The 24,087-nt window shown below is 44.3% G+C and carries 25 protein-coding genes and 1 riboswitch; of the genes, 20 read left to right on the top strand and 5 right to left on the bottom strand.

Features of this window, described 5'->3' with window-relative positions; genetic code table 11:
* The first annotated feature begins 37 nt into the window (after positions 1-37).
* From ABMY42_RS02010 to ABMY42_RS02000, 3 genes are all read left to right on the top strand, one after another.
* Positions 38-1,384 carry a magnesium transporter gene (locus ABMY42_RS02010; protein ID WP_009696247.1) on the top strand — a complete coding sequence of 449 codons (1,347 nt, stop codon included), beginning with the start codon at positions 38-40 and terminating at the stop codon, positions 1,382-1,384.
* An 813-nt stretch (positions 1,385-2,197) separates the two neighbouring features.
* Complete coding sequence (gene codB, locus ABMY42_RS02005) at positions 2,198-3,436, top strand: cytosine permease (RefSeq protein WP_005453535.1); 1,239 nt, start codon at positions 2,198-2,200, stop codon at positions 3,434-3,436.
* Between the two features lie 9 nt (positions 3,437-3,445).
* A complete protein-coding gene (locus tag ABMY42_RS02000; RefSeq protein WP_274792964.1) occupies positions 3,446-4,723 on the top strand; it encodes a cytosine deaminase in 1,278 nt (425 codons plus the stop codon).
* A 50-nt stretch (positions 4,724-4,773) separates the two neighbouring features.
* On the opposite strand, the gene ABMY42_RS01995 is transcribed toward ABMY42_RS02000, so the two are convergent.
* The gene (locus ABMY42_RS01995; RefSeq protein ID WP_005453531.1) at positions 4,774-4,956 is read right to left on the bottom strand and encodes a hypothetical protein; all 183 of its coding nucleotides are present in this window, start codon (positions 4,954-4,956) and stop codon (positions 4,774-4,776) included.
* Positions 4,957-5,498: 542 nt separating this feature from the next.
* Here ABMY42_RS01995 and ABMY42_RS01990 point away from each other — a divergent pair.
* The 10 genes from ABMY42_RS01990 (at position 5,499) to ABMY42_RS01945 (ending at position 13,460) form a co-directional block, all read left to right on the top strand.
* Positions 5,499-6,269, top strand: coding sequence for a hypothetical protein (locus ABMY42_RS01990; protein WP_009696250.1), 771 nt, complete (start codon positions 5,499-5,501; stop codon positions 6,267-6,269).
* A gap of 106 nt (positions 6,270-6,375) precedes the next feature.
* Positions 6,376-7,029, top strand: coding sequence for an HD domain-containing protein (locus tag ABMY42_RS01985; RefSeq protein WP_017819324.1), 654 nt, complete (start codon positions 6,376-6,378; stop codon positions 7,027-7,029).
* A gap of 1 nt (position 7,030) precedes the next feature.
* On the top strand, positions 7,031-7,768 hold the full coding sequence (locus ABMY42_RS01980; RefSeq protein ID WP_029790062.1) for a helix-turn-helix transcriptional regulator: 738 nt from the start codon (positions 7,031-7,033) through the stop codon (positions 7,766-7,768).
* A 10-nt stretch (positions 7,769-7,778) separates the two neighbouring features.
* A complete protein-coding gene (locus ABMY42_RS01975) occupies positions 7,779-8,138 on the top strand; it encodes a hypothetical protein (RefSeq protein WP_017188705.1) in 360 nt (119 codons plus the stop codon).
* A 183-nt stretch (positions 8,139-8,321) separates the two neighbouring features.
* Positions 8,322-10,178, top strand: a complete 1,857-nt coding sequence (locus ABMY42_RS01970; RefSeq protein ID WP_349265898.1) for an MFS transporter — start codon at positions 8,322-8,324, stop codon at positions 10,176-10,178.
* Between the two features lie 59 nt (positions 10,179-10,237).
* Positions 10,238-10,855, top strand: a complete 618-nt coding sequence (locus ABMY42_RS01965) for a cob(I)alamin adenolsyltransferase/cobinamide ATP-dependent adenolsyltransferase (protein ID WP_005453520.1) — start codon at positions 10,238-10,240, stop codon at positions 10,853-10,855.
* Between the two features lie 122 nt (positions 10,856-10,977).
* Positions 10,978-11,118: riboswitch (FMN riboswitch) on the top strand.
* Positions 11,119-11,291: 173 nt separating this feature from the next.
* On the top strand, positions 11,292-11,948 hold the full coding sequence (gene ribB / locus ABMY42_RS01960; protein ID WP_069688113.1) for a 3,4-dihydroxy-2-butanone-4-phosphate synthase: 657 nt from the start codon (positions 11,292-11,294) through the stop codon (positions 11,946-11,948).
* A gap of 109 nt (positions 11,949-12,057) precedes the next feature.
* On the top strand, positions 12,058-12,603 hold the full coding sequence (locus ABMY42_RS01955) for a glutathione peroxidase (protein WP_009696257.1): 546 nt from the start codon (positions 12,058-12,060) through the stop codon (positions 12,601-12,603).
* A gap of 11 nt (positions 12,604-12,614) precedes the next feature.
* Positions 12,615-13,061 carry a DUF3429 domain-containing protein gene (locus tag ABMY42_RS01950; RefSeq protein ID WP_005453517.1) on the top strand — a complete coding sequence of 149 codons (447 nt, stop codon included), beginning with the start codon at positions 12,615-12,617 and terminating at the stop codon, positions 13,059-13,061.
* Between the two features lie 153 nt (positions 13,062-13,214).
* A complete protein-coding gene (locus ABMY42_RS01945) occupies positions 13,215-13,460 on the top strand; it encodes a hypothetical protein (RefSeq protein ID WP_005453516.1) in 246 nt (81 codons plus the stop codon).
* Positions 13,461-13,515: 55 nt separating this feature from the next.
* Here ABMY42_RS01945 and ABMY42_RS01940 read toward each other — a convergent pair whose 3' ends face one another.
* Both ABMY42_RS01940 and ABMY42_RS01935 read right to left on the bottom strand, forming a co-directional pair.
* The gene (locus ABMY42_RS01940; protein WP_005453513.1) at positions 13,516-14,115 is read right to left on the bottom strand and encodes a thiol:disulfide interchange protein DsbA/DsbL; all 600 of its coding nucleotides are present in this window, start codon (positions 14,113-14,115) and stop codon (positions 13,516-13,518) included.
* Between the two features lie 87 nt (positions 14,116-14,202).
* On the bottom strand, positions 14,203-14,580 hold the full coding sequence (locus tag ABMY42_RS01935; RefSeq protein WP_017188701.1) for a hypothetical protein: 378 nt from the start codon (positions 14,578-14,580) through the stop codon (positions 14,203-14,205).
* Positions 14,581-14,773: 193 nt separating this feature from the next.
* Between ABMY42_RS01935 and ABMY42_RS01930 the strand changes: the two genes are divergently transcribed.
* Together ABMY42_RS01930 and ABMY42_RS01925 are read left to right on the top strand one after the other, a co-directional pair.
* Positions 14,774-15,079 carry an isoamylase early set domain-containing protein gene (locus ABMY42_RS01930; protein WP_009696260.1) on the top strand — a complete coding sequence of 102 codons (306 nt, stop codon included), beginning with the start codon at positions 14,774-14,776 and terminating at the stop codon, positions 15,077-15,079.
* A gap of 230 nt (positions 15,080-15,309) precedes the next feature.
* Positions 15,310-16,029, top strand: coding sequence for an SDR family oxidoreductase (locus tag ABMY42_RS01925; protein ID WP_005453507.1), 720 nt, complete (start codon positions 15,310-15,312; stop codon positions 16,027-16,029).
* Positions 16,030-16,114: 85 nt separating this feature from the next.
* Here ABMY42_RS01925 and ABMY42_RS01920 read toward each other — a convergent pair whose 3' ends face one another.
* Together ABMY42_RS01920 and ABMY42_RS01915 are read right to left on the bottom strand one after the other, a co-directional pair.
* Positions 16,115-16,570: a prepilin-type N-terminal cleavage/methylation domain-containing protein gene (locus ABMY42_RS01920; RefSeq protein ID WP_005453505.1), complete on the bottom strand. Its 456-nt coding sequence runs from the start codon at positions 16,568-16,570 to the stop codon at positions 16,115-16,117.
* Positions 16,571-16,740: 170 nt separating this feature from the next.
* Positions 16,741-17,394, bottom strand: coding sequence for a GntR family transcriptional regulator (locus ABMY42_RS01915; protein WP_005453503.1), 654 nt, complete (start codon positions 17,392-17,394; stop codon positions 16,741-16,743).
* A gap of 148 nt (positions 17,395-17,542) precedes the next feature.
* Between ABMY42_RS01915 and ABMY42_RS01910 the strand changes: the two genes are divergently transcribed.
* From ABMY42_RS01910 to ABMY42_RS01890, 5 genes are all read left to right on the top strand, one after another.
* A complete protein-coding gene (locus ABMY42_RS01910; RefSeq protein ID WP_009696263.1) occupies positions 17,543-18,898 on the top strand; it encodes an FAD-dependent oxidoreductase in 1,356 nt (451 codons plus the stop codon).
* A gap of 10 nt (positions 18,899-18,908) precedes the next feature.
* Positions 18,909-20,033, top strand: coding sequence for a mandelate racemase/muconate lactonizing enzyme family protein (locus tag ABMY42_RS01905; protein WP_349265897.1), 1,125 nt, complete (start codon positions 18,909-18,911; stop codon positions 20,031-20,033).
* Positions 20,034-20,221: 188 nt separating this feature from the next.
* Complete coding sequence (locus tag ABMY42_RS01900) at positions 20,222-21,826, top strand: BCCT family transporter (RefSeq protein ID WP_005453498.1); 1,605 nt, start codon at positions 20,222-20,224, stop codon at positions 21,824-21,826.
* A 169-nt stretch (positions 21,827-21,995) separates the two neighbouring features.
* Positions 21,996-22,709 (top strand): response regulator, encoded by a 714-nt coding sequence (locus tag ABMY42_RS01895; RefSeq protein ID WP_005453495.1) that lies wholly within the window; start codon positions 21,996-21,998, stop codon positions 22,707-22,709.
* A complete protein-coding gene (locus tag ABMY42_RS01890) occupies positions 22,709-23,995 on the top strand; it encodes an ATP-binding protein (protein ID WP_009696266.1) in 1,287 nt (428 codons plus the stop codon). The genes ABMY42_RS01895 and ABMY42_RS01890 overlap by 1 nt, the downstream gene beginning before the upstream one ends.
* Positions 23,996-24,087 lie beyond the last annotated feature (92 nt).

The raw sequence follows: 24,087 nt of genomic DNA, 5'->3' as shown, positions 1-24,087 counted from the left end.
GCTGCCTATAAGAATAATCTGACTGTCGGGGTGCTCGGTGAGTAAGTTTCAAGACCTCTCCACTCTAATCGAACAAATTGTCCAAGCAGACGAAGCGGATCAAGTCACCGCTTTGAATGATTCTATCGAATGCGGTCTCGAGCCCGGTGCTGTTGCGCTGATCCTCGAAGCCTTTCCTATCGATGATCGTGTGCGCTTGTGGCGTGCATTACCACTAGAGCTACATATTGATGTACTAACGGAAATGCGTGCTGAAGTGCGCCTTTCTATCATCGAAGCATTATCGGAAATAGAGCTAAAGCTCACGCTAGCCAAGCTAGATAACTTATCTTTAATCGAATGGGCAGACTCTCTGCCAGAAGAGTTCATCAATGAAGCACTAGAGCTTATCGAGAAAGATGAACTTGAGCTTTATGATCAAGCGAACGAATACGAAGACGAACAACTCGGTCGTTGGGCAGAGCGTAAGATAATCACCCTCCCTTTTAATATCACCGTTGGTAAAGCAAGACGCTTGATGGAGCGCTATAGCTACGATACACCACAGCAAGTGTATCTCATCAACCGTAAGAAACAGTTTCGTGGTGCGGTAAACTACTATGAAATCTTGCGTAGTGAAGCTGACGTCCGCCTTAAAACTTTAGCGATTGAGACCGTCACCGTACTCGATAGTAAAATGGAACTTCCGGAAGCAGTGGAAGCACTTGAGCACAGTGCGCTTCCGGCACTTCCGGTTACCGATGCGGATCAAACCCTGATCGGTGAAGTGGATTGGCAATTTGCATTGAGTACTCAACGTGAAATCTACGAAGCACGTTTGATGGCGGGTACCGGTATGGACGAAGGCGATGACTTATTCGCCCCTGTTTTAAAGAGTTCGCAAAAGCGTGGAGTTTGGTTGGGTATAAATTTACTCACTGCAATTCTAGCCTCCGTCACCATTGGTCTATTTGAAGACGTGATTGCGCAGGTGGTCGCCCTTGCTGTGCTGATGCCAATAGTAGCCTCAATGGGTGGTATCGCTGGTAGCCAAACACTGACCCTGATGGTTCGTGCTATGGCATTAAACCAGATCACTCCAGGTAACCGTTTTGCATTACTCAAAAACGAATTGGGAATCGGCTCTCTTAATGCATTGCTGTGGGCGCTGATCATCGGTGGTTTAGCAGGGCTTTGGTTCCAATCTCCCGTATTGGGCGGCACCATTGCTCTGGCGATCATCGTCAATATTGTTACTGCAGCCTTATTTGGTGTGCTTATCCCAATAGTTTTAGACAAGCTCAAACTCGATCCAGCATTGGCGGGCTCAGTGATTCTGACCACGGTAACGGATGTCGTTGGCTTCTTTGCCTTCTTAGGTACCGCAAGCCTAGTAATGTTATAAAAAGAATTACTCTAGTTAATTAATTCATCATTAGCATTATAATTACAAATTGCAATCCGCATTTGCAATTTGCAACAAACAGCTAAATTTAGGCAACTCATATCACAGAAACCGTGTTTTTTCGGTGGTTTTAAAGTTGGCACACTAACTGCATTGTTTAAAGTGACCCTTCTTAAGCCGAGGGTCACCTAGCCAACTGACGTTGTTAGTGAACTTGAATTTGTTCACAAGTATATAAGCCAATCGCACTCTTTGCGGTTGGCTATTTTTTTGTCTATTCCTTCTCCAACTTCTTCGATTTACCCTCCCGCGCTCAGCAATCAACCTTATCGAATAACTTTACAATCGATTACACACGTAAAAGTTGCGACGTTATCTGTTATAAATACCCACTTAACCCAAATCATCAAGTCAAACTTACAAAAGAATAAGCTTACAAATCGCCTTTCGATTAAATAACAAACAACGGTTACCAGCAAGCTCATAAAAACGTTTGCCAACCATCACTAAAATCAATCAAATCGCAATTTTATAAACAAACCACATAAATATGACATCATAACCACGAACTACCAATGACACCGATTTCATTACACATTACAGAAAACAAAACCCACTTGTAGCTAAACTTTTTTGATTTTTCAAAAAACCATAACACCATGTTTTAAAAAGCATTAATAAATAAAAACCTTAAAGTAAACGCTTAAGTGACAAAAAACTCATTGACTATGAGATTTACATCACGATAATACGCGCCGTTTGCCCAGAAATTGGGATCTATAATTCGTTTTAATTTTCTTTGCGGAGGTAAAAATGGCTGCAGACAATAACTACAGTCTTGGACCGGTTCCTAACACTGCCAGAAAGGGTGTTGCATCATTAACCATGGTAATGTTGGGACTCACTTTCTTCTCCGCAAGTATGTGGACAGGCGGTTCGCTCGGTACCGGACTTTCTTTTGATGATTTCTTCCTCGCTGTTCTTATTGGTAACCTAATCCTCGGTATCTACACTTCTTTCCTCGGTTACATCGGCGCTTCTACTGGTCTCTCTACTCACCTCCTTGCTCGTTTCTCTTTTGGCTCTAAAGGCTCTTGGCTTCCTTCCGCACTTCTTGGCGGTACACAAGTTGGTTGGTTTGGTGTTGGCGTTGCAATGTTTGCGATTCCAGTAAACAAAGCAACAGGCATTGACACAAACACACTTATTATCATTTCTGGTCTACTCATGACCGCAACGGTTTACTTCGGTATCTCTGCACTAATGGTACTTTCAGCGATTGCAGTACCAGCGATTGCTCTGCTTGGTGGTTACTCAGTAGTCGAAGCGGTAAACAGCGTTGGTGGTGTAGCTGAGCTACAAAAAGTACAACCAGCGCAACCTATCGACTTTTCTGTAGCGCTAGCAATGGTCGTTGGCTCATTTGTCAGTGCAGGGACACTAACTGCAGACTTCGTACGTTTCGGCAAAAAGCCAAAAGGTGCCGTGATGGTCACAATGGTGGCATTCTTCATCGGTAACTCATTGATGTTCATCTTCGGTGCCGCAGGTGCCGCAGTAACCGGTCAATCAGACATTTCAGAAGTGATGATTGCGCAAGGTCTTCTTATCCCAGCTATCATCGTGCTTGGCTTAAACATCTGGACAACCAATGACAATGCGCTTTACGCATCAGGTCTAGGATTCTCCAACATCACAGGCTTGCCAAGTAAATACATCTCTATGGCAAACGGTTTAATAGGTACATTGTGCGCACTATGGCTGTACAATAACTTTGTAGGCTGGTTAACCTTCCTATCGCTTGCAATTCCACCAATTGGTGGCGTCATTATTGCGGACTTCTTCATGAACCGTAAACGTTACAAAAATTTCGCAGCAGCAGAGTTCCAAACAGTCAACTGGGCTGGCATTATCGCGGTAGCGATTGGCGTTGCAGCAGGTCACTTCCTTCCGGGCGTAGTACCTGTGAACGCGGTACTAGGCGGCACAATCAGCTACCTGATTCTAAATCCTATTCTTAATAAAAAGACACTGGCACAGCAGCCAGCGTAAGGAACCATCATGACAACACTATTGATCAAGAACGCAACGCTTAAGGGACAGGAAGGTCTCCAGCAAATTTTGATTGAGGATGGTCAATTCAAGCGTATTGAAGACAATAATGTAGAACTAGATTACACAGGTGACACTCTTGATGCGGAGGGCGGCATGGCTGTCGCGCCATTCTGTGAGCCGCACATTCACCTAGACACCACGCAAACCGCTGGTGAGCCGAGCTGGAACATCTCTGGTACACTTTTCGAAGGTATCGAGCGTTGGGCTGAGCGCAAAGAAATGCTGTCGATTGAAGACGTAAAATCACGCGCGAAACAAACACTTAAGTGGCAAATTGCAAACGGTGTACAGCACGTTCGTACTCACGTTGACGTTTCTGACCCTACTCTAATTGCTCTAAAAGCAATGGTAGAAGTACGCGAAGAAATGAAAGAGTGGGTAGACATCCAAATCGTTGCGTTTCCACAAGAAGGCATTCTGTCTTATCCGAACGGCAAAGAATTGCTAGAAGAGGCAGTTCAGTTGGGTGCTGACGTTATTGGTGCTATTCCTCACTTTGAATTCACTCGTGAGTACGGCATCGAGTCTCTGCACTACGTTTTCGAACTGGCACAGAAATACGACCGTTTGATCGACGTACACTGTGATGAGATCGATGACGAGCAATCACGCTTTGTTGAAACACTTGCAGCGCTAGCGCACAAGTTCAACATGGGTCACAAGGTAACCGCAAGCCATACAACGGCGATGGGCTCTTACAACGGTGCTTACGCATCTCGCCTGTTCCGTCTGCTACGCATGTCTGGCATCAACTTTGTTGCAAACCCATTGGTGAACATCCACCTTCAAGGTCGCTTCGATGATTACCCGAAACGCCGTGGTGTGACTCGTGTAAAAGAAATGCTGAACGCCAACATCAACGTATGTTTTGGTCACGATGACGTCTTTGATCCTTGGTACCCACTAGGCACAGCAAACATGCTGCAAGTTCTGCACATGGGTCTGCACGTATGTCAGGTAATGGGTTACGACCAAATCAACAACTCACTTGATCTGATCAGCACCAATTCAGCACGCACACTGAACATTCAAGACAAACACGGCATTGAAGAAGGTAAGCCAGGTAGCTTGCTTATCCTTCCTGCAGAAAATGGTTTTGATGCAGTGCGCCGCCAAGTACCTGTTCGCTACTCTGTTCGCCACGGTAAAGTCATTGCTGAAACTCAACCGGCAACAACGCACATTCACCTTGGTCAACAAGAGCAAGTAACGTACAAGCGTTAATCTCTAATCTGCACATACAAAAAAGGGTCTGATTTGCATCAGACCCTTCTTTATTTCTTTACGCGTTGCGTTAGCTGTCTACGGCAACTAATGACATTTCTTAGCAACGAGGGTGTATTCCCTAAATAAACAACCTTGCCATCTTGATCAATGATTGCAGGAACAACCTTTAAGCCTTTCATGTCTGCGCCGTATTCCACCAACTTACGCTCTAGCTCATATAAATCCTGCATAGCTTAGGCTCAATTTATAATTCTCAATTTCGCGTGAATGCTATCCCTCTGAAGGAGGATTAATATTGATCCAGATCACAAAATGGCGATCCAGTTTATGCTTGGCTCAAACATGAGACAGCACAAGCGATCTTGCGCTATTTCCACCATTTTAGATTGTTATCTGTTGTGATATTACTTCAAATTATATTTCAGAATATAGATAGTTTACGTAATAAATATTTGCACTCGTGTTGAACAAGCACTAAAGTTAGCAAGTTAGTTGAGCTTTATATTAAAAAGCCAAAAATCGCCCAAAGTAGATTTACCACTAACAACGTCAAAATTAGTGCTTATAAAATAAAAGAATAAAACCATATAGGGTCAACAGCGATGTTGACCCTTTTCTTTATCTCTTTTTTATCGAGCTATTCAGTTAAGATTTGAGCTTTTTAATAAAAATTATTTACATGTGATAACTGACGGTTATCAGCGAGATAAGTGGATTCACAATCAAACAGCGTTCAATAATAGCTCCGAACCAAACATCTCGGAGTGAACACATGAACATTTTCAACAAAACAACATTGGTCGCGGCGCTATCTCTTCCCCTACTTGCAGGATGCGTGACTCCGGGAGAAGACGATCCAAATGCATTAACAAAACAAGGAGCCGCTGGCGGTGCACTTCTCGGTCTTACTATGGGCGCATTAACTGGCGACGCAGAGCTTGCAATGAAAGGCGCTGTCGCAGGTGGTGTTGCTGGCGGAGTAGCAGGAGCTGGCGCAGATATTCACAACAATCGAGAAAACATTCGCCATGATAGTCGTAACGAAGCGATTGGTGGCATCAATGGCGGTCAGAATACAGCAACCACCAACGCACCTCAGCAATGGCAAGAAATCGATAACTTTGTTGGGGATTGGAACGTAAACATCCAAAACCACAATCGCGATTTTAAAGGCTTAGACGGCTTACAAGCGCACGGTTCTCTGGCGAAAACAACAGAAGCAAATATTAAGGTGACCAACTCGCAAGGTGTTGACCTTAATGCCGCATTCACGTTCGACCAACAAGCTGGCTATCAATTGACATTAACTAACCAAGCAAAAGATGTATCGGTCGCATTTGCAGGCGAGCAACAAGCGCAAAGCAATCGCTACAACTTCTATCCGATGAACATTAACGACGTTATCTATCAAGGAATTCCAACCGGTGATGTACGTGTGGAACTAGGTTTCGCAGGTCCAAACGTTTGGACCATCGATAGCTATGCGTACATCGACGGAGCAGAGCAAAAAGTGCAGACGTTCCGCTTCACTCGTACACAATAAAACGACAACGTATTCATCGTAACATCGCAATAACAACGTCTCATTTGGCAATTTAATAAAGGCTTAGGCATACTCTGTCTAAGCCTTTATTTTTTAGAAGAAATCCATGTCTCAACTCAATACATCAGAGCTCAACCGATTTGAGTCTCAGTTCCTTCAATTTATGCAACAAGAGATGCAAACCGATGCGGCTCACGACCTCAGCCATGTCCGCCGCGTAGTCAAGACAGCTCGCCAACTTGCACTTCAAGAAGGCGCTGAGTTAGCAGTTGTGTTACCCGCAGCCTATTTGCATGATTGTTTCACCTATCCCAAAGATCACCCAAACCGTAAACAAAGCTCCGCTATTGCGGCAACCAAAGCCATTTCGTTTCTTGAAAGTATCGATTACCCTGCTCAATACCATGACGCCATTGCCCACGCGATCGAATCGCACAGTTTTAGCGCCAATATTACGCCGAATACTTTGGAAGCTCAGGTCGTCCAAGACGCAGACCGCTTAGATGCGCTTGGCGCTATTGGCGTTACACGCTGTATTCAAGTCAGCACGCTATTTGATGCCACTTTGTATAACGAACAGGATATGTTTGCAGAGCATCGAGAACTGGAAGATAAACGATTCACCATCGATCACTTCCAAACCAAACTGTTTAAAATTGTAGATACGATGAACACCAAAGCGGCGTATGAAGAAGCTGTGAAGCGTAAAGCGTTTATGCAATCTTACCTAGAACAGTTGCGCCAAGAAGTAGAAGGTTAATATGTCGGAAAGTCACAACCTAATTAAAGAGCTTAAACGCCAGCTCAAGTTGTCCGGTATACACTATGTCGATGTAGCAAAACACTTGGGCTTAAGCGAAGGTTCCGTAAAGCGCTTATTGGCAGAAGGCAGTCAAATTAGCCTCGATCGGTTGGAGCGAATCTGTCAACTAATTGGTTTGGAAATGGCAGAATTGTTTAAGCTATCAGCAGCACGTAACAAAGGGCTGGAATCGCTCACGTTAGAACAAGAAAAGCAGCTGGTCGACGATAAAGGCTTGTTGCTTGTTGCGGTATGTGTGGTTAATGGTTATCGCTTCGAGCAAATCATCGAGCAATACACCTTTGATGAATTGGAGCTCATACAAAAGCTCGCACAACTCGACCGCCTCAATATCATTGACTTGCTACCAGGCAATAAGATTCGTCTACGTATCTCCCCGACTTTTCGTTGGCACACTGGCGGTCCTATTCAGCGTTTCTTCCAACAACAAGTTCAAGATGCCTTCTTCCAAAGCTATTTCTCCGCCGAAGATGAAAAACTGGTGATGGCGACGGGGCTGATGAGCTTGCCAACAAACAAAAAGATGCAACAGAAGCTACAGAAGGTCATTGATGAGTTTTACCAAATCTGCCAAAGCGACGACTCATTAGACATGAACGAGAAACACGGTACTTCTCTAGTGATTGCCATGCGTCGCTGGACATTTCCGCTGTTTAAGCCTTGGGAACGTAAATAGGGACTACCTGATGCTCGATAAACTCAAAAGCCTATCTATCAAGACAAGACCTGTTCTCCCTTTATTCGTGTTAATTGCATTTGGTGGTTTTGCTGTGTTCGTTGCCACGCTTCTGCAACTTTCCAATATGGTTAAAGAGTCTTATCTGATTCCGAGTGGTGTAGCGGCTTTATGGGCTCTTGCCGCTTGGGTGATGATCTCAAGCTTTCAGCATGTTCCAGAGCTTACGCCAAGCCTTGGCTTTTTCAAACGAATGAAAGCTCGCATGGTACGTTTGTTTTTTTATCTCATTGCTTTGGGCTTTATAGGATTGTCTGGCTTCATCCTATTTGTCACATTGAGAATGCTCAGTGTCTGGTTCCGACACTAAATTCATACTCGTAATACATAAAAGCACCAATTCGTATCAAATCACGAATTTATGCAATCAAAAGTAGCATTAAGTGTTACTTTTGGTTTCTCATAACGTAACTCTTTTCTTCACACTGGCTTCCTAAAGCCAAGCCTTTAAAGTGCTCCCATCTCAACGCTATTTCGCCTTTACGGAGCCAGCATGTTTCTCACTAAACGATTCTTCCCTTATTTCGTCACTCAGTGCCTTGGTGCACTGAACGACAATATCTACAAAAATGTTCTTTTACTGATGGTGACGTACAGCCAAATTGACTCACTGCCAATGTCGGTTGACCTTTTTGTTAACCTTGCTGCTGGCTTGTTTATCCTTCCCTTTTTTCTGTTTTCTGCCCACGCAGGTGCGATTGCAGACAACATGGACAAAGCAAAATTGATCCACCGCTTAAAACTTATTGAATTAGTGATCATGAGTTGCGCTGCGACTGCCATTATGACGCAGAGTGCTATCCTGATGCTCGTCCTCCTCTTCATGACTGGTACTCAATCGGCTTATTTCGGTCCAGTGAAATACGCTCTACTTCCTCAAGCGCTAAAGTCGAATGAACTAGTGAAAGGTAACGCTTGGGTTGAGATGGGGACTTTCCTTTCGATTCTGATTGGTACATTAAGCGCTGGTCTATTACTCGCAGTTCCAAACGGCATGATTATCGCCTCTTGCATTGTGATTACGCTATCTCTGCTTGGTCTGTTAAGCAGCGCTAACATCCCTTCTCTGCCAAGTAAGAAAAGTGACAAAGTAAAGTTCGAGCCTATTACTGGTTTGAAGAAAACGCTCAAACTGGCACAAAAACAACGCGGTATTTGGATGTCGATTCTAGCCATCAGTTGGTTCTGGTTTATGGGCGCAACTTACCTGACCCAATTTCCAAATTTTGCTCGCGAACACTTATTCGCAGACAGCACTGTGGTTTCTCTATTATTGGCTCTATTTTCAATTGGTATCGCTACGGGTTCATGGCTATGTGAGAAGTTGTCTTTCAATCAAGTAGAACTGGGCATTCTGCCATTTGGTATTTTGGGCTTAACAATTTTCAGTGCAGACCTTTTATGGGCGGTGCCTGCAATCGAATCTTTTCCGAGTCAGTATTACGATATACATAACTTTGTTACTCAGTCTTCGCATATTCGAGTGATGATCGATTTGTTCTTGGTTGGTGTGAGCGGCGGTGTGTTTATTGTTCCCCTTTATGCGTTTATCCAATCACGCTCTGAAGAAGGCGAATGTGCTCAATCTATTGCAGCCAATAACATAATGAATGCACTATTTATGGTCGCTTCTGCTGCTGTTTCAATCTTGATCTTAAGTGTTTTAGAGTTCTCTATCGTTGAACTGTTTGCCATTTTGGCCGTCGGTAACTTCATCGTAGCTGTCTACGTTTACCGCCAAGTACCTGAGTTTACTCAGCGCTTTGTTAGCTACTTACTAAGCCACTGTTTGTACCGAGTATCCGTAACTGGTCGTCAGCACATCCCAGAGCAAGGTGCAGCCCTGATTGTGGCAAACCATGTGAGCTATGTAGATGCTTTGATTCTAATGGGCACATCAACCCGCCCAGTGCGATTTGTGATGGACAAATCAATCAGCGAGCTGCCTGTTCTTAAATACGTCTTCCGCCATGCTGGCGTCATCCCAATTTGCTCTCCACGCAAATGCGCAGAGACTTACAAAAAAGCTTTCGAACAGATTGAGCAGGCTCTTAGTAACGATGAAGTTGTTTGTATCTTCCCTGAAGGTCGCTTGACCTCAAATGGCGAACTAGGCGAGTTCAGACCCGGTGTTGAAAAGATTTTAAAGCGTACACCTGTACCCGTGATTCCAATGGCGTTAAAAGGCTTATGGGGATCTTTCTTCAGTCACAAAAATGGACATGCGTTAACTAAACGCCCTACTCGCTTTTGGTCTCGTATCGAAGTCAATATCGGTGAGTTATTGCAACCAGCCACACTAGATCGCCATTTGTTACAAAAAGAAGTGCAAGATTTGCTAATTCGCTGACAGTAGCCCTGTGGAGAATTTAGTAGGATAAAATCAACATCATAAATCTAGGAGGTATTATGAAAATCATCATCTTACATGGTCTTTATATGCATGGGCTGGTCATGCAGCCTCTTAGCCAAAAGCTTAGAAAGCTGGGCTACGAGACCCAAGTATTGAGTTACAACACGGTTTCAATTAATGAAGAATCGCTATTTAACTCCATCGACAAAGCGCTTAACCCGTTGACTGCTAATGTGTTAGTGGGTCATAGCCTAGGTGGCTTGATGATTAAACGATACCTCGCAAGCAGAAAACCATCGACAAGCCTCGTTTCTCACGTTGTTGCAATTGGCTCACCGCTGAAAGGCGCTTCCATCGTGACTCGCATTCAGGATTTAGGTTTAGGTGCGATTCTTGGTAACTCACCATACCATGGTCTTAATAAACACGAGGACAGTTGGACTTTCCCACAAAAGCTTGGCAGCATCGCTGGCACGATGGCAATTGGTGCAAGACCCATTCTAATGCACAGAGACAACACCATGTCTGACGGTACGGTTACTGTCGATGAGACACGCTTGGAGGGCATGCAAGACCATATTGAGACCAAACAAACTCATACCAGCCTTATATACAACACCTACGTACCTGCACAGATTGATCACTTTATCAAAACTGATCACTTCAGCCGATAGCGCACTTTTCCATCAAGTAGTTGCAATCTACTTTTCAAGCCAAGGCGTTCGCAGTACTATCCCTACTCCGACCACTCATTTGAGTGTCGGAGTTTTTTACTTCTGACCATATTGGTTGGATTCAATGTTCTCAGGGCGGGGCGAAATTCCCCACCGGCGGTATACTCTTTTGAGTGAGCCCGCGAGCGCTCGATTCGTCGAGGTCAGCAGATCTGGTGAGATGCCAGAGCCGACGGTTATAGTCCGGATGAAAGAGAATAAGAAAACATCAGCGTTTTCCTCAACGTTCTTTGTTGATGAACACTGGTGCACTTCTTTTTGGATCGCATTTTTATTGCGTGGGTTTGTGCCAACTTACCGTTGGCGGCTCAGCGTATGCATAAAATGTGACGATCCCTCATACCGCCCTGATTCTGGTGATATTTAGGAGTTAACCATGAATCAGTCATCACTACTTGCCGAATTTGGCGACCCAATTACTCGCGTTGAAAACGCACTTATCGCACTTAAAGAAGGTCGTGGCGTACTTCTTCTCGACGATGAAGATCGTGAAAACGAAGGCGACATCATTTATTCCGTAGAGCACTTAACCAATGAGCAAATGGCTCTTATGATCCGCGAATGCAGCGGTATTGTTTGCCTGTGTCTGACCGATGCTCAAGCAGACAAGTTGGAACTGCCACCAATGGTTGCAAACAACAACAGCGCAAACCAAACGGCTTTCACGGTTTCTATTGAAGCAAAACATGGTGTAACAACTGGCGTTTCTGCCGCTGACCGCGTGACGACCATCAAAACAGCTGCTAATCCAAATGCAAAACCAGACGACTTGGCTCGTCCTGGTCACGTGTTCCCGCTGCGCGCTCGTCCTGGTGGCGTAATGACTCGCCGTGGTCACACAGAAGGCACTATCGATCTAATGCAAATGGCAGGTTTACAGCCTGCTGGCGTGCTATGTGAGGTGACAAATCTAGATGGCACTATGGCAAAAACACCAGAGATCGTCGCGTTTGGTCGTTTACACAACATGCCAGTACTGACCATCGAAGATATGGTTGCTTACCGTAATCAATTTGATTTGAAGCTAGCGTAATCAACACGTATTTGCTCTAGTAAAAAGCCGCTGAACTCAGCGGCTTTTTTGATCGATTTGGTTCCTTTTCTAGTAGTTATACTTAGCAAAAATAAAAGGAATCAACATCATGAAAGGAATTACTCGCAGCGCACTTATCGCGACACTACTCTCCACCAGCTCTTTGACTTTTGCATCGAGTTGCCCAGATATCTTGCAAGGTAAGCAACGACTTCTCAATTCAACAGAAGAAATAGCCCTGTGTGATGCCTTTAAAGGCAAAACACTATTGGTTGTGAACACCGCGAGCCAATGCGGCTTCACTCCCCAATTCGAGCAACTGGAACAGCTACACCAAACGTACAAAGATCAAAACTTTTCAGTTGTCGGCTTTCCTAGTAACGACTTTCGTCAAGACCGTGGTAGCGAAGAGAAGACCGCAAAAATCTGTTACCTCGACTATGGTGTCACCTTCCCTATGATGGCTAAAACGTCTGTCCTAGGTGAGGATGCAAATCCAGTATTTACCCAGATCAGTACCCAAGCGGGCATTACACCGAAATGGAACTTCTACAAGTTCTTGATCAATAAAGAAGGCAAAGTCGTCGCGACCTTCCCAAGCTCAACCTCTCCAACAAGTACTACGCTTACTAACATGATTGAACAGCAACTGTAAGGAAGGCTGCTATGACAACCACACGTACGACGATGTTGCAATTGGGTTATTTGGGGCTGTTGCCATTTCTGTTCAGCTTGGTTCTCATCGTTACGGAAAGAACTTTGTTTAACTTGTCTGGGGAACAATTTTTTATCGCTTACAGTGCAGTGATTTTGAGTTTTCTCTCAGGGGTACTTTGGGGCAATGCTATTGATCATTTTTATCACCGCTTGAGTCGCAATGCATTGGTGCTCAGTAATTTATTTGTACTACTCGCTTGGGGAGCGCTACTACAAGGTAACAAACACTATTTGATTGCAACTCTGTTATTGGCTGCTGGTTACATTGCCGTTTGGTACGCGGAAAAGCTGATTCGGAAAATAGAAAAAGAGGCGGAGCCAAAAGGTTACCAGATGATGCGAGGCAAGCTCACGACAGGCGTAGTGCTCATGCATGGGTTGGTTTTAATTGCATAATCTGGTCTGTCCACCTACCAGATCACGAAATGAACATTGTTATATAAAACAATGTTCATTTCGTGAACCTATAGCAATTTTGAACACTGTTTTGTTCCAATTATGAACAGGCAAGCATATAAGTACTCAAAAGCATTCACAAAGGATATGAATATGTTTTTTCGTAAACTTCTTTTTAGTACTGCAGTTATCAACGCAACAGCAGGTTGCGTGTCTTACCAAGCTCATCAAGCTGCGGTCAATACGGTGAATAACACTGGCGTGGTTTTAAATACCGTGGTGAAAACCACTATAGCCCAACCTTGTAACGTTGCCGTCACCATGGCGAGCTTGTTTTACCCAAACGCGATCTTTATGACCGATATGCCAACAGCAGCTTGCACAGCCGTCCTACGCTAAAGCGAACAAAACAAAAAAATGGCGACCTCATTGGTCGCCATTTTTCATTTTATAATTAAAGCGTTAGTAAGTAGTTTACCAACTTGTTGTACTCATCGTAGCTTCGGATTTCGTTCGGTAATACGATGTACTTGTTGTTAACAACCACCCCCGGAACACCAGTCAACGTACTTTGCTTAAACTGCTTATCGAAACCCTTTTGCATCGAGTTTACGGCAAAGCTGTTGTATGCCGCATCAAATTTCTTACCATCTACCCCATTGTCCACAAAGATTTGCTTCAATTCAGCTTCATTTTGAGGAGCTTGACGTTTCTGGTGAATTTGAGCAAACATCGCCGGTACCATCGTCTTCTCTACGCCCAAAGACACCATTGTCGCGTATGACTTCGCCATCGGCACCGCCATATTGCCGCCCATAAATGCGACATGTACTTTCTCAAAACTCGCGTCTTTTGGTAGCGATGGTTTTAGGTTATCGATGACTGATTCAAATTTGTAACAGTGTGGGCAATAGAAAGAGAAAAATTCGGTTACTGTCGGTTTCTTCGACTTCTCTACGTCCAACACTTTGTAATGTTTACCCGCTTCAAATTGCGCAGCGTGAGCAGTGAATGCCAGTAATAGAGTGCTACAAAGAGCAAATAGCTTTTTCATGTTTGATTCCTTCAGGCACACGTGTGCCGTATTCATTAGTGAGTTTTTAAAAAGCCCAGCAGGGCTGGTTTGTGATGAATAAAAGGATCAAACAATAGGAGGACGGTAAGGTTTATAAACCACAGTCACTGCTTTCGGTGTGGGTGATTTATCGATCAGTGCGAGGCTATGCGGGAGCAAGATGACATCATCTTGCAAAAGGTTAGTTGGAATTTTCACGATACAGGAAGAGCTGCAACTGGTATGTGCTTGCTGCCCTTTTTCCATCAAGTGATCACTATGGTGCGACTCGATGCAATCCTTATTATCTACACCCATTTTTTGATGAAGTTCAGCGACAGGGTCTTTGTTTGAACTCACATCAATTGGTGCCGTTGCTGCACGCACACTCGACACGACACCCGTTAGCAACATGGCTAATAGACAAAGCATTGTCGTCAGGAATGTACGGTTAAAACTCGGCATACAACTTCTTCAAAATATGGTGAATCTTCATCATACAGAATCCTTCTTTTCATACAAGCCAATCACTTAGTAGCACGTTCACAAACCAGAGGATTCTGACACTCGATACCGACTGCAATGCCGATAACACTTGAAATCCTTATGAAACCTGAGTAATAGTTAGATCAGTTTTTGTACAAACAAGGAAAGATTAATGCTTAAAAAGAGATTCTTTAAAACAAAAGACGAAGTCGAAGTCACGTTCGAGCTAGACAAAAACCAGTGGGAGTCGATTCAAATTGCAGGCGACTTTAACAACTGGCAACCAGAACCAATGAAGCTCGTGAAGAAAAGTGGACAGTTTAAATTTAAAACACGCTTGCCGAAAGAACAGAATATTCAGTTCCGTTACCTATTTAACGAAGCTGAGTGGGAAAACGACCCACAAGCGGATGCCTACGTACCAAATGGTTTTGGCAGTGATAACAGTGTCGTGTGCACTCAAGAGCAACCAGCTTAATCACACAGACAGAAAAGATAGGCGTACTCAGTGCGCCTTTTTTATCGCTAATTTTTCATCGAGTTACCATTAATTGTTGCTATACAACAACAGTGTTTTACCTAAAGTGATATATATCAACAAAAGTCATTTCCTTAATATACCCACATCGCAGCGAGATAGATGTTCTTAACTAAAAGCTGCTCTCATACAAAAGCAACTCTCAAACAAAGAGATGAAGGAAACAAAAGATGAAAAAACTGATTGTAATTACAGGTGCAAGTTCTGGTATCGGTGAAGCAATTGCCCGTCGTCTAAGCGATGAAGGTCACCCACTTCTTCTTCTTGCTCGTCGTGTAGAACGTTTGGAAGCCCTAAACCTGCCAAACACGCTATGTGAGAAAGTAGACGTAACAGACAAGTCTTCATTTGAAGCTGCGATTGCGAAAGCGGAAGAGAAATTTGGTCCAGCTGATGCACTAGTAAACAACGCAGGTGTGATGCTACTTGGTCAAATTGACACACAAGATGCATCAGAATGGAAACGCATGTTCGACGTGAACGTACTTGGTCTGCTAAACGGCATGCAGTCTGTGCTTGCACCAATGAAATCACGTAACAGCGGTACTATCATCAACATCAGCTCAATCGCAGGCAAGAAAACGTTCCCTGATCACGCAGCTTACTGTGGTACTAAATTTGCGGTTCACGCGATTTCTGAAAACGTTCGTGAAGAAGTCGCAGCATCGAATGTTCGTGTAACAACAATTGCCCCTGGTGCGGTAGAAACCGAACTGCTTTCTCACACAACATCGCAAGAAATCAAAGATGGTTACGGCGCATGGAAAGAGGACATGGGCGGCGTTCTTGCTGCTGATGACATCGCACGTGCAGTTGTATTTGCTTACCAGCAGCCACAAAACGTTTGCATCCGTGAAATTGCATTAGCACCAACTAAGCAACAGCCTTAATCTATACGATTTTAAGACGACGAAATTCAAAAAGCGGCTTCAAAGCCGCTTTTTTCTCTTTATGTAATCAACGCTCTTCATGTAATCAGCAATCTTCGGTAAATGAGGCGACCGTAACGCTACCGCCGGAGACAGCATCTTTGTAATAAACGTAGCATTTCTTGTGCCACACGTTATCTTTCGTAAAGCCAATAAACGCTTCCCTACCCGCGGCATCACTGCCTTTGTTTGTAACGTAAACTTGCTCAGCATCGATATTAAAGCTTCGCAAAACATTATCTCGGTGTGCAGTGGGATACCCATTACAGGTATAAATGTCATCGATATAGGTATAACACTGGTTTTCAAGGCCTTGAGTCAGGGCCTTAGAGAACACAATATCCGAGCCTGTTTTCATCACCGCTTCGATTTCTTTTAATTTTGCCACGCGTCCATCACTAAAAAAACCTAAAATTCGAGGTGCAGAAGTGACAGACACGAGGGCCAATACAACGACAACAATAACCAGCTCTAACAAAGTAAACCCTTTGCTTCTCCTCATAATCTATCTCTCTACAAATCCAAGCAAGCCACCAAAGTAATGAAGAAAATTATTTCATAACCACACAGTCGCCACGTAAGCGTTTGTAAGAGGTCGTGCACTTCGTAGACAAAAAAGCCGAGCAGTTGCTTGCTCGGCTCAATCGGCTAACGCTGAAGAAGAAACCTTCTTTACTTCCTCGGCTTAATCGTTCGATAAGCCACATCAGTTAGGTAGTCATTTAGGCGATGTGATGCCGTGACCGCTTCCTCGGCATCAGTATGGCTGACAGCGCGTAAAACGGCAGCATGAAGAGAAGATGCTTCAACCAAATCTGAGTCTTGGTTTTTAAATGCAAACCAAAAGCGACGGGATAAACCTTGTAGTGGTGCCATCGCTAACTGTAGATATTCATTACATGCAGCTTTGACGAGCAAGGTATGGATTTCTTTAAGTAAAGACGCGTAAAGCAGGTCATCTTTGTTTTCTGCACAAGCTTCTAACTGCTCAGCCAACATTAACATCTGCTGCTTCTCTTCAACACTTGCTCGCGAGGCAGCGTAGTTGACACATAAGGCTTCAATGTCGCGACGGACTTCTAGGATCTTTAGTTGGCTCTCGACAGAGATTGCTGGGATTTGAATTCCACGTCGCGGGTGGATCTCAACCATACATTCATAAGCCAATCTTTGTAACGCTTCTCGAACTGGCGTTCGCCCAAGCTCTAACTCTTCTGCCAACTGCTTTTCACTGACCATACTCCCTGGTTCTAATTCGCGGAAGATGATCATTTTTTCAAGTTTGCTGTATGCAACTTCTGTCTTATTGACTGAATTTACGGTCATTCTCGTTCCTATTCCATTGATCAATCTTTTAGTGAGCAATCTCACGATAAGAAGTTTTGCCATTGTACCAAAAAAAGAAATACGAATATATTAAAAACATACAACTGATATATCAGATGAACATCAGTCATCTATTAGTGAGGTAAGAATGAAATCTTGGAACATTATCCGTCGTTATGAACACACTCCTGACCTACCTGTTTTGGCTGAAGTAGAAGTGTTAGTCATTGGCGGAGGTCCTGCTGGTGTTGCCGCAGCTGAAACGGCTGGTCGTCTAGGTAAGAACACTTGGCTAATTGAGAAATACGGTTTTTGCGGTGGTGCTGCCGTCGCGGGCTTATCTGGCACTATTTGTGGTATGTACATGGCATCGGACGATGAAAATGCACAGCCAGAACAAGTAGTATTCGGTTTTACAGAACGTTTTCGTCAAGCATTAGAAAACAAAGGTGGTGTCACTGCTCCACAGCGTTACGGTAAAACGTACACAGTGACGCACGATCCTTTGATGTGGCGTGAAGTTGCTGATGATTTCCTAGAGCAAGCAAATGTCAAAACTCTATTCCATACGTCAGTCACTGGCGTGATCATGGAAGGTGACACATTTAAAGGCGTGATCATCGAATCAAACGCAGGGCAAAGTATCATCTTAAGTAAACAGATCATCGACGCTTCTGGTGATGCTGCTGTGGTAGCTCGTGCGGGCATGGATTATTACTTTGGCGACAATGGTCGTATCCAAAACCCAACCATGTTCTTCCGTTTTGGCGGTGTCGATATGGACACTTATCTTGACTACTACGGCAACGACACGATCTGCCCTCCAAAAGTCACCGAAAATATTCTTGCAGCCAACGAAAGCGGCGAATACCAGTTGCCACGTCATAAGATTTGGATTTTCCCGACCACGCGCGCGAATGAGCTGATGGTTAATGCGACACGCCTTGCAGGTCAAGATGGACGCATGCTGAACGTCATTGATCCTGAAGATTTCACAGAAGCCGAAGTGTTCGGTCGTCGCCAAGTTCGTGAGTACGCCCGTTTCTTGAATAACTTTGTTCCAGGTTGTGAACAGGCATTCGTTGTCGACACCGGTGTAGAAGTCGGCATTCGTCAAACGCGCTCTATTGTTGGTATCGAAACGCTAACTAATGAAGACGTTGTTAACTGTCGCAAGCGTGAAGACGGTATTTGCCGTACCCCTTGGCCTATTGAATTGCACTCCGGCGATAAACCAAAACTGCACTGGCTAATTAACGATTATTACGACATTCCATTCCATACGCTAGTGCCAGTAGTTGGTGAAAATATCATTGTTGCTGGCCGATGCTTGAGCGCTGAACACGAAGCGCTTGCTTCTGCTCGCGTCACCGCGCAATGCTTTGAGCTTGGTCATGCAGCTGGCGTTGCTGCTGCACAAGCGATTGATACAAATACGGCGATTCGTGACTTAAATGTCGCGGAGATTCGCGCCACCATGATTAAAAATGGCTCACGCCTGTAAGGACTGAAAAATGACCGAACTAAAAATTGAACGTGTAGAACTTTATGCTGTAGCAGACCGCGATGCAGCACCTGTACCATGGGCAGATAACCAAGAACCTTTGTTATACACCAATAACATCGTCCGTCTAATTTGTAACGATGGTACAGAGGGGTTAGGCGCAACAATCAGCTACACAGAGAATGATTTTGACCGCTGCATTATCGAATCTCAACGCACCATAGTTCCAGGTTTACTGGGTAAAAATCCATTGGCAACTCAAGAGCTCTACAACTGGTTAATGGCGCGTTGTACTTGGGGTGGTCTGCCGCCTAAAGCGCCAATTGATATTGCAGCATGGGACATCAAAGGCAAAAAAGCGGGCATGCCTCTTTACATGCTTTTAGGTGGCGCTCGAAACAAAATGTTGTCTTACGCATCGACGCCAATGTTCGACACCGTAGAAGAGTACTTCCCGTACCTAGACGACTGTATTGCACACGGCTTTAAAGCAATCAAGCTTCACTGCTACTGCGTGTACGAAAAGGACGTTGCCCTTGTTGACGCAGTTCAGGCTCGTTACGGCAAAACAGGCATTCGATTCATGCTTGATACGGCAACCTTCTACACGCCAGAACAAGCAATGGCAATGGCCAAACGCCTAGAGCGCTACCACTGGGAATGGTTAGAAGCACCGGTTTCTGATTACGACTACAACACTTATAAACGCCTAGTTAAAAACACTGACCTTGAGATTTCTAGTCATGGTAACTGCTTGTTAACACTGCAAGAAGTGACCTATGCATTATCACAAGAGATGTGGTCTGACATTCGTCAAGACGCGACGGTTTGCGGTGGTATTACACCTCTAAACAAATGCTTCCACATTGCAGAGGGCTTCTCTAAGAACCTAGAGATCCAATCCATGGGTTACACGCTAACGCAAGCCGCAAACCTGCACGTCGCTCTTGCGCATAACAACTGTAAATTCTTTGAACAATTCTACCCTTACGAAGACTTTGAGCTAGCGTCGAAAACCGTTATCCGCACCGACAAAGAAGGTTATGTCCGTGCTCCTGAAGGCAATGGCTTAGGTGTTGAAATGGATTGGGACAAAGTGAAAGAAATGTCTGTGGCGTCGTACGTTTTCGAATAAACCGCATGCTTCACGACATAAACAATTAATACAGAGACAGCAAAAGACTGACATCCCTCTAACCCTACACTGTCTGCCTTTCTAATTACTCGTATGGGAACGGGAGAAAGGCAGACACCCTGAGTGTCAGTGACAATAAACAAGGCCGTCCGAGTATTCTCATTAATAGACAATATTGGAAAGTCACAATGAAATTGAATACTTCAGAAATCGACTGGAAACTTACTTTTGGCAGTTTTGGATTTGTACTGCTTCTAGGTATTCTTGCAGTGGTATACCCAGAAGCCGTAAAAAGCACCATGAGCGGCATGCTAGATTTTACCGTCATTAACTTCGGTTCTGGTTTCCTTTGGTACACACTTTTTGCAACAGGTGCCCTATTGTTCCTCGCCTTTTCTAAATATGGCGATATTCGTATGGGTGACACCAAACCTAAGTTTACGAAATTCCAACTGTTCGCAATGGCATTGTCTGCGGGCATGGGCGCAAGCACCATGTACTGGGGCTTTATTGAAGCGGTATACTACTTCATGGACCCTCAGTTCGGTATTACAGATAAAGCCATGGCAATGGAATACGCTACGGCTTACAACATGTTCCACTGGGGCGCAGCAGGCTGGTTTATCTACCTCATTGTAGCCATCCCATTCGCCGTCGTATTCTACCTAAAGAAAAGCCGTCGAATGAGCTTAAGTGGTGTCATTAACTCACTATTTGATGACCGATTACCGGTTTGGGCGCAAAAGTTTATTGACCTACTGTTTATCATCACAACGCTTGCCGCAACCGCATTAACATTAGGTTTGGGCATCCCGATGATTTCCTCTAACCTAGCGAGCTTAACGGGCATTCCAGACAATTTAATGTTGGGTATTGGCGTTATCCTTGGGTTGTCAGTGATCTTCTCTCTCAGCTCTTACATCGGCATTGAGAAAGGCATGGCCCGCCTATCTAGTGCAACCATTTATATCTGTGCAGCGTTTGTTGGTATCATCTTCATCATCGGACCCTCAGCTCTGATCATGAACAACTTAACCAATGGCATTGGTATCATGTTGACTGAATACATCCGCATGAGCACCAACACAGATCCATATGGCACAACGTTGTTCCCTCAATACTGGACGGTATTCTTCCTAGCGAACTGGATTTCTTACTCACCGGGTGTAGGTGTCTTCATCACTAAGATCATCCAAGGTCAGAAGCTAAAAGACGTGGTTCTCATCCTCGTGATTGGCGGCACAATGGGCTCTGCGGTTATCTTCGGTGTATGTGGCACCTTCTCAATGGATCTTGTAAACAACGGCGTCGTTGATGGTGTCAAACTGATTGGTGAAGGTCAGCCAACTGAGTTGGTGAAGCAAGTATTTGACTCAACATCTATTCCAATGTTGCTAACTGCTATCTACCTAGTCACGATGATTCTGTTTACAGTAACAACACTAGATGGCACCTCGTATTCACTAGCAGGCATCGCAACTAAACAGCTAGATGAAGAAGCAAACGTAAACCCAATGTTTCGTCTGTTCTGGTGCTTATTGCTAACTGCACTACCAATCATCTTCTTACTGATTAATGCTGACTTGAATATCCTTAAAGCGTTCCCTGTACTGATCATCGTATTGATCGTGCCTGTGTTCTTCATCGCGGCGGTTAAAACACTCCAATACCTTAAGCAAAACTACGGACAAATTATGGAGCATCAACGCCAACAAGACGAACTTCTTGCAAAACAAGCACAAGAGCAACAAGTTGAAGTAACAAACTCGACACCCGCTCCTCAAGCTAGCTAGCATCGACTTCTAACTCTCAAAAGCTCCGATAAACGTCGGAGCTTTTTTTATTGGTTGTTAAGTTCAATCACTGCCGTCTATAAATTCCACAAGACTATTGATGTTTATTGAAATCACTGACAAATTTGTTTAAGTTTCAGGAAGAATTCCTACAAAGCGCATCACTGCCATGAATGTACAAGACACTAAGCAATCAATTTTCATCGTTGAAGACGATCCTAAACTGCAAGCCATGTTAAGCGAATACTTTGTTGAACAAGGCTTCGACGTCCGTTGTATCGATAATGGAACAGATGCTCCAGATGCGATTATAGAGGCTCAGCCCGACCTCGTACTGCTTGATTTAATGTTGCCTGGCCAAGATGGATTGAGCGTCTGCCGCCAGATTCGCGAGTGCTTTAAAGGCAAAGTCTTGATGCTAACTGCTAGCGACGATGATTTTGACCACGTCGCTGCCCTTGAAATCGGCGCAGATGACTTCGTAAACAAGCCAATCAAACCACGAGTTTTGCTTGCTCGAATTCGCATGCTTTTGCGTCGTAAGGAGGCAACGACGTCTGATTCCGATACTTGTCTAGAAGTGGGGTTATTATGCCTTAACCGCCTACGTAAGGCTTGCGCTCTAAATCATGAGCCCATTGCCCTAACCGATGGTGAATTTGACTTACTTTGGGTCCTCGCAAACCACCCTGAACAAACTCTTTCTCGCGAGTGGCTAACAAAAACCTTACGTGGTATCGAATATGACGGCACTGACCGTACTATCGATAACCGCATCGTTACCTTACGCAAAAAGCTAGGCGACAGCACCACTCCACCACAAAAGATCATCACTGTGCGTGGTAAAGGCTACTTGTTTATGCCTGATGCTTGGAATGCGTAATGAAACGTATTTATCTGGAAAGCTTCTTAGGTCTGATTATTCTTTTTGTCGCCAGTTTAGTTGGCTATGAAATCATTGTTTATCAACTGAACACTGACTACGACTACCTACTGGAAGAGCATGAGGCGCAAGCTTTCCATGAGCTTATTTATCCGATTTATCGTGAGAAAGGTGAAGACTACACCATTCAACAATTGGAGAAATTCGCAACCTCTAGCCATATGTTGTTGATCGCTCAAGAGATGACTAGTGTCCCTCTTGAGGTTCAACAGGCTTTCGATGAAGATCCTTCCGTCAATACCGCGTTTGATGAGGATCGAGATTTATGGTTTCGATTTGAACCAGGCTCGCCAGTATTCAAATTAAGCCAAAACCCCAACAGCCCAATCATTCAAGCCATTAATTTTGACGACAATATCGTTTGGCTGTTCTTCCTCGCTGGATTTGCACTGTATTGTGTTCTGCTAATTTGGTTTTTAAGCCGCCGCGTAAGGGCATTAGAGAAGGTCACGATGGATTTTGCATCCGGTGATTTTAATGCTCGCGCCGATACTTCCAGCGCGAAGTCGGTGGGAACATTAAACAAAAGCTTTAACCATATGGCAGAGAAGGTCTCTCGTCTTATTACGAGTAACAAAATGCTAACCAATGCTGTCGCTCATGAGTTAAGAACACCAATCTTCCGACTCCAGTGGCAAGCCGATCTTCTGGCGGACGCTTCGTTAAATGAGCATCAGCAAAAATACGTCGATAGCATTGTAGAAGACATTGACGATATGGAAAAAATGGTTGAAGAACTGCTCTACTACGCAAAAATGGAGCGACCAAATTCCGAGATACAAACATCTACCGTGGTGTTATCTCGCTTTCTTCAATCGCTTCTTCCTAAATGGCAGCGCGATACGCCTTTATCCATTGTGATTGATGATGCCGAATCACAAGGCGTGGTTGTCAACGCCGATCCAACGCTGCTCAAACGTGCACTCGATAACCTACTTCGCAATGCAATGCGTTATGCGAAAAAGCAGATCGTTTTAGAGCTGGTTGATACTCCCGACCACTGCTGTATTCAGATCCACGATGACGGCTGCGGAATTGAAGAGAAAGACTGGCCTCACTTGTTCGATGCATTTTATAGCGCCGATAAAGCGCGAAACAAAAGCACCAGTGGTTTTGGCTTAGGGCTCGCCATCGTAAAACAGATTGTCGAGTTACAAGATGGCTGCGTGTCTGTCTCTCACAGTCCTTTGGGCGGCGCATGCTTCACGGTATGCTTTCAAAAATAAAATCATAAACTTATCAGTAACTCCTATCTTGTTGTTACAAAACACGACATTTCAATACATACGATAGACAGAGCTCAAAAATAAAACAGTGT

Origin of the sequence: Vibrio sp. SSH13-20 (assembly GCF_040104475.1) — a bacterium.
Taxonomy (GTDB): Bacteria; Pseudomonadota; Gammaproteobacteria; order Enterobacterales; family Vibrionaceae; genus Vibrio; species Vibrio harveyi.
The sequence above is the reverse complement of the archived record's forward strand: the minus strand, read 5'-3'. Positions and strand labels throughout refer to the sequence as shown.

What these genes read in the sequence shown, in the direction of transcription:
- codB (WP_005453535.1), top strand. Translation starts at nt 2,198, where the DNA reads ATGGCTGCAGACAATAACTACAGTCTTGGACCGGTTCCTAACACTGCC.
- ABMY42_RS02000 (WP_274792964.1), top strand. Translation starts at nt 3,446, where the DNA reads ATGACAACACTATTGATCAAGAACGCAACGCTTAAGGGACAGGAAGGT.
- ABMY42_RS01995 (WP_005453531.1), bottom strand. Translation starts at nt 4,956, where the DNA reads ATGCAGGATTTATATGAGCTAGAGCGTAAGTTGGTGGAATACGGCGCA.
- ABMY42_RS01990 (WP_009696250.1), top strand. Translation starts at nt 5,499, where the DNA reads ATGAACATTTTCAACAAAACAACATTGGTCGCGGCGCTATCTCTTCCC.
- ABMY42_RS01985 (WP_017819324.1), top strand. Translation starts at nt 6,376, where the DNA reads ATGTCTCAACTCAATACATCAGAGCTCAACCGATTTGAGTCTCAGTTC.
- ABMY42_RS01980 (WP_029790062.1), top strand. Translation starts at nt 7,031, where the DNA reads ATGTCGGAAAGTCACAACCTAATTAAAGAGCTTAAACGCCAGCTCAAG.
- ABMY42_RS01975 (WP_017188705.1), top strand. Translation starts at nt 7,779, where the DNA reads ATGCTCGATAAACTCAAAAGCCTATCTATCAAGACAAGACCTGTTCTC.
- ABMY42_RS01970 (WP_349265898.1), top strand. Translation starts at nt 8,322, where the DNA reads ATGTTTCTCACTAAACGATTCTTCCCTTATTTCGTCACTCAGTGCCTT.
- ABMY42_RS01965 (WP_005453520.1), top strand. Translation starts at nt 10,238, where the DNA reads ATGAAAATCATCATCTTACATGGTCTTTATATGCATGGGCTGGTCATG.
- ribB (WP_069688113.1), top strand. Translation starts at nt 11,292, where the DNA reads ATGAATCAGTCATCACTACTTGCCGAATTTGGCGACCCAATTACTCGC.
- ABMY42_RS01955 (WP_009696257.1), top strand. Translation starts at nt 12,058, where the DNA reads ATGAAAGGAATTACTCGCAGCGCACTTATCGCGACACTACTCTCCACC.
- ABMY42_RS01950 (WP_005453517.1), top strand. Translation starts at nt 12,615, where the DNA reads ATGACAACCACACGTACGACGATGTTGCAATTGGGTTATTTGGGGCTG.
- ABMY42_RS01945 (WP_005453516.1), top strand. Translation starts at nt 13,215, where the DNA reads ATGTTTTTTCGTAAACTTCTTTTTAGTACTGCAGTTATCAACGCAACA.
- ABMY42_RS01940 (WP_005453513.1), bottom strand. Translation starts at nt 14,115, where the DNA reads ATGAAAAAGCTATTTGCTCTTTGTAGCACTCTATTACTGGCATTCACT.
- ABMY42_RS01935 (WP_017188701.1), bottom strand. Translation starts at nt 14,580, where the DNA reads ATGCCGAGTTTTAACCGTACATTCCTGACGACAATGCTTTGTCTATTA.
- ABMY42_RS01930 (WP_009696260.1), top strand. Translation starts at nt 14,774, where the DNA reads ATGCTTAAAAAGAGATTCTTTAAAACAAAAGACGAAGTCGAAGTCACG.
- ABMY42_RS01925 (WP_005453507.1), top strand. Translation starts at nt 15,310, where the DNA reads ATGAAAAAACTGATTGTAATTACAGGTGCAAGTTCTGGTATCGGTGAA.
- ABMY42_RS01920 (WP_005453505.1), bottom strand. Translation starts at nt 16,570, where the DNA reads ATGAGGAGAAGCAAAGGGTTTACTTTGTTAGAGCTGGTTATTGTTGTC.
- ABMY42_RS01915 (WP_005453503.1), bottom strand. Translation starts at nt 17,394, where the DNA reads ATGACCGTAAATTCAGTCAATAAGACAGAAGTTGCATACAGCAAACTT.
- ABMY42_RS01910 (WP_009696263.1), top strand. Translation starts at nt 17,543, where the DNA reads ATGAAATCTTGGAACATTATCCGTCGTTATGAACACACTCCTGACCTA.
- ABMY42_RS01905 (WP_349265897.1), top strand. Translation starts at nt 18,909, where the DNA reads ATGACCGAACTAAAAATTGAACGTGTAGAACTTTATGCTGTAGCAGAC.
- ABMY42_RS01900 (WP_005453498.1), top strand. Translation starts at nt 20,222, where the DNA reads ATGAAATTGAATACTTCAGAAATCGACTGGAAACTTACTTTTGGCAGT.
- ABMY42_RS01895 (WP_005453495.1), top strand. Translation starts at nt 21,996, where the DNA reads ATGAATGTACAAGACACTAAGCAATCAATTTTCATCGTTGAAGACGAT.
- ABMY42_RS01890 (WP_009696266.1), top strand. Translation starts at nt 22,709, where the DNA reads ATGAAACGTATTTATCTGGAAAGCTTCTTAGGTCTGATTATTCTTTTT.